Genomic DNA, 3,698 nt, shown 5'->3' with positions numbered 1-3,698 from the left:
GGCGGCGAGGGCCGCGGCCGCCGCGACGGCGGCGAGACGGGGGCGGACGCGGAGCAGCGTGGCGCGTCCGGCGTGGATGGGCCGGTACGCCGAATCCTGTGAAGTCTTCCAGGCTTTCGTTGCTTTTGTGGTCTCTGTGTTCTTGGTGATCTTCATGATTTTGGTGACACTTGAGCCGAGCGACATCGGGATCCCCTCCCTGGAGACGGACCACACCGATCGACCTCTCCCCATCCGGGAACGCCGGAGCGTCGACTTCGTACCGAGACCACGCACCGACCGCCACCGTGGACGCACGGGTCCCCACCCCACGCGGCAATCAGGTCCCCACCCGAATCGAGACAGCCGCGAATCACACGCGCCGCACGTAGCGGGCGTAGCGCACGTAGCGATTCATCGGTGTATCGCGGGAAACGTACCGGGCACCCGAGTGGGCGTGCGGCCGTAACGGCCAAACACCCGCGTTACGAGTGCAGTTGGTGTAAGCGAAGAGTCGGCCGCCGCTCGGCCGCCGCTCGGCCGCCCGAGAGCGCCGACCACAGCCGCGTCTACCTCTTCGGTTGGTGACGAACAAGCCCTCGTCGCGACGCAGACCAACCGTGGGGTGATCGACACCCGGTCCGTGTGCCATGACTACCGACGGGTTACCGCCAAGGAGTTCCGCGACGACGGCCGCAGCGCAAGCCCGTACGCGAAGCGGGCTCGCGACGGCTGTCGAAGTCCCCGCGCGGACGAGGATGAGCCGGCGACTCCCCACGCCGGGGGCGAGCCGGAGCCGAGGGCAGTTACGACGAAACACCATGAACGCCACGAACTCACCACAGTCGGGAAGGTGAACCGACCTCGGCACCGCGTGGCGTGGCACGGCGGGTGGCGACGATCGGGCCCCCCGCGCGCGCCCAGGAGGGCCTTCTTGGCGCGCCGAAGCTTGACGACCGTGCGTGAAGCCACGATCGGCAACTACCTTCGGTGTCGTTCAAAAGGTGCTCGATGCTCGGGACGGATCTCCGCAGCGCCCTCACGTGTACTAGCCGCTGGTCTGTCACCTCGTTGACACCGCCGCGCTCACGGGGGCCGCTCATCCGCGACTCGGCCCGGTGCAGCGGCACGTCGGCGGCGGGCAGGCGGGCCGGTTCGGCGAGGGTACGGGCCTCCCGGGGCAGGTCCGGCGAGCCGGGTGTGTAGTCGGCGCGCCGCCCGTCGACCGCCTCGAACGCGAGCACATCCCACCCGTCGACGACCACCCGCCGGCGCAACTCGGGGGCGAAGGGCCGAACATGCGGGTTGACGGCGGCCTCGCGCACCTGCGCCCGGGCCCGGCGGGCGTCCGTCGGCAGAGCCTTGACGTACAGCGGGCCGCGGGTGGTGTCGATCCGCGCCGCGACGGTCGGGCTCGGGCCGTCCCGGCTCGCGGTCCGGCGCAGCCTGGAGAGCGACACCGAGCGACACTCCGACGACTTCGACGACGCCTCGGCCGACTCCGACCTCGCCGCCGTCCGCGAGCGCCAGGCCCTCGGCGAACTCGCGGGCCACCACGACCCGGCCGCCGTGTTGTTGGCCGTCATGGGCGTGATCATGATTCCGCAGACGATGCCGTACCTGGTCCGCGGGCTCTTCGACGCCGAGCCGGGAAGCCCGGCGTTCACGGAGCACTACGCCGACCAACTACGCCGCATCATCGGGCTGTTGGCCGAAGGCGAGGCGGGTCGCGATCGTGCCCCCGGCTCCGAGTCCGACCCCGACTCCGGCCCTGCCTCGTCGACCTGACGGCCGGTCACTTCTGCGGAACGCCACCGCTCGGGGGTGGTAGTTCGATCTGATAGCGGATGAACCCGCGGTTCTCGGCGACCTTGTCGTACAGCCGGCGCGCGGTGGCGTTGGACTCGTGGGTGCTCCAGTACAGCCGGCAACAGCCCTGCTCGCGCGCCCACTCACCGACGGCGGCGATCAGCGCTCGGGCCACGCCCTTGCCGCGTACGTCGGACGCGGTGAAAAGGTCCTGGAGGTAACACACGTCCGGGCCCGACGTGTTGGGGTGTACGAGGAAGTGGGTGATCCCGACGAGCCGACCGTCCAGCCTCGCCCCGAGGGCATGCATCCGCGTGTCGGCGCGGAACTCCCGCCACGCCCTGTCGTACATCTCGGGAGGTTCGACCCGTTCGTAGAATTCGATATAGGAGCGGAACAGGGCCTCCCACGCAACCCGATCCGACGCTTCAAGCCTGCCGATCTCGACCATGCCGCAGTTTATCCTCCTCCGCCGGCGCCCCCTCCTCGGCCCGCGCCGCGCCACGAATCGCGGCGGCGTCCGTCCTCGACCCGCCCCCGTCCACATGTCTTTCGGCCATGTGGGATTCGATTCCCGTCACAATCGCACACACGTGCTGACGCTCCGGCCGCACCGATAACTTGCAGTCGTTGCCGCCACACCGGGAGCGCACGGCGCCACAGGGACATGCGGCACTTGAGGGGTACCACCTTGCGCACCCGCCACATCGCGGTGGACGTATGCGTTCGCGACACCCGCGCCCGGGCACCCGAGCGTGCACACGTGCACAGCCACCGCAGCGGCCTCGAAGCCCCGGCTGCGGTGTATCACCGGCAGAGGCCGTTGATGTACGCCCTCAGGTCCGCGCGGTACGGAACACCACCCGCTCCGCGGCACCGACTCGCGCTGCGCCCGCCCCGGGACAGCGCGACTTCCGCCGTCCACGCGTTGCCCGCCCCCGAGATTCGGAGGCCGGTCCGGTCCGACGGCGATGCGGTGATCCGGCGGAGTGCCTTCACCCTGCGACCGGGAGGCCGCTGCATGCCCCGATCCGGCGGACCCGGACCGGATCGACTTCGACCGCGCCGACAACCCGCATCCGGCGTTCGGCGCGGGTCGCCGCTTCTGCCCGGCCTCGGCCCTCGCGCGCGCCCACGCCGGAGTGGCGATAGCCGCCTTGGTGGACCGGCTGCCCGCGCTGCGCCTGGCCGTTCCGCTCGATCGGCTGGTCTGGCGTACCGGGTTCATCAAGCGGCTGCCGGAGCGACTGCCGGTGCTGTGGTGAGCCGACGGTAGGCCGCGGTACACCGCCGCGGTCGGGGCGGCCGGCATTGCCGAGCCCCGACCGCGACGAGCCGAGCGCACGGGGCGAGCCAAGCGGTTCAACCAGGCCGAACACGCCGGGCGCGTCAGCGAGTCGCGGCCACTTCGTCGAGGAAGTCCAGCACGAGCGGCCCGGCGACCGCGCGGAACTCCTCGAAGTACGCGTGGCGGGCGCCCGGGATGACGGCCGATCGCGCGCCGGGGATCCGGCCGGCGAGCAGTGGGGCGTTGGCCGTCGGGTTGAGGAGGTCGTCGCCGCCGTGCACCACCAACGTGGGTGCGGTGATACCGGGCAGGGCGTCCCACGCGTCGTGCCGATGACTGGCGATCAGGTGCCCGCGCCGCGCGTGTGGGGGCATGTCGGGGTCACCCAGCGTGGTGTACGGGCCGGCGTGGGTCGCCACCCAGGCCGGGGTGTACATCAGGTCGAGCAGGGCCCGCCGGGCCGCGCCGGGCTCGCGTGCGGTCAGCGACTTGCGTACGTCGTGGCCGCGTTCCAGGCCGTGTGGGCCGCCGGGCGACGTACAGCCCAGGATCAACGCGCGGACCCGCTCGGGGTGGTGGATGGCGAGGCACTGGGCGACGCGCCCACCCATGGACGTGCCGT

General features: G+C 71.3%; 4 protein-coding genes. 2 read left to right on the top strand and 2 right to left on the bottom strand.

Annotation, left to right across the window (positions count from 1 at the left end; translation table 11 throughout):
• The first annotated feature begins 1,341 nt into the window (after window positions 1-1,341).
• On the top strand, window positions 1,342-1,767 hold the full coding sequence (locus GT354_RS51995) for a hypothetical protein (RefSeq protein WP_161365523.1): 426 nt from the start codon (window positions 1,342-1,344) through the stop codon (window positions 1,765-1,767).
• Window positions 1,768-1,774: 7 nt separating this feature from the next.
• Here the strand turns inward: GT354_RS51995 and GT354_RS51990 are convergent, their stop codons facing one another.
• Window positions 1,775-2,239 carry a GNAT family N-acetyltransferase gene (locus GT354_RS51990; RefSeq protein WP_161365521.1) on the bottom strand — a complete coding sequence of 155 codons (465 nt, stop codon included), beginning with the start codon at window positions 2,237-2,239 and terminating at the stop codon, window positions 1,775-1,777.
• 538 nt (window positions 2,240-2,777) lie between these two features.
• Between GT354_RS51990 and GT354_RS51985 the strand changes: the two genes are divergently transcribed.
• Complete coding sequence (locus tag GT354_RS51985; RefSeq protein WP_202513241.1) at window positions 2,778-3,053, top strand: hypothetical protein; 276 nt, start codon at window positions 2,778-2,780, stop codon at window positions 3,051-3,053.
• Between the two features lie 124 nt (window positions 3,054-3,177).
• Here GT354_RS51985 and GT354_RS51980 read toward each other — a convergent pair.
• A partial coding sequence (locus GT354_RS51980) for an alpha/beta fold hydrolase (RefSeq protein ID WP_161365519.1) occupies window positions 3,178-3,698 on the bottom strand: 521 nt, incomplete at its 5' end.

Source organism: Streptomyces sp. SID3343, from assembly GCF_009865215.1.
Classification (GTDB): Bacteria; Actinomycetota; Actinomycetes; order Streptomycetales; family Streptomycetaceae; genus Embleya.
The sequence above is the reverse complement of the archived record's forward strand: the minus strand, read 5'-3'. Positions and strand labels throughout refer to the sequence as shown.

What these genes read in the sequence shown, in the direction of transcription:
- GT354_RS51990 (WP_161365521.1), bottom strand. Translation starts at nt 2,239, where the DNA reads ATGGTCGAGATCGGCAGGCTTGAAGCGTCGGATCGGGTTGCGTGGGAG.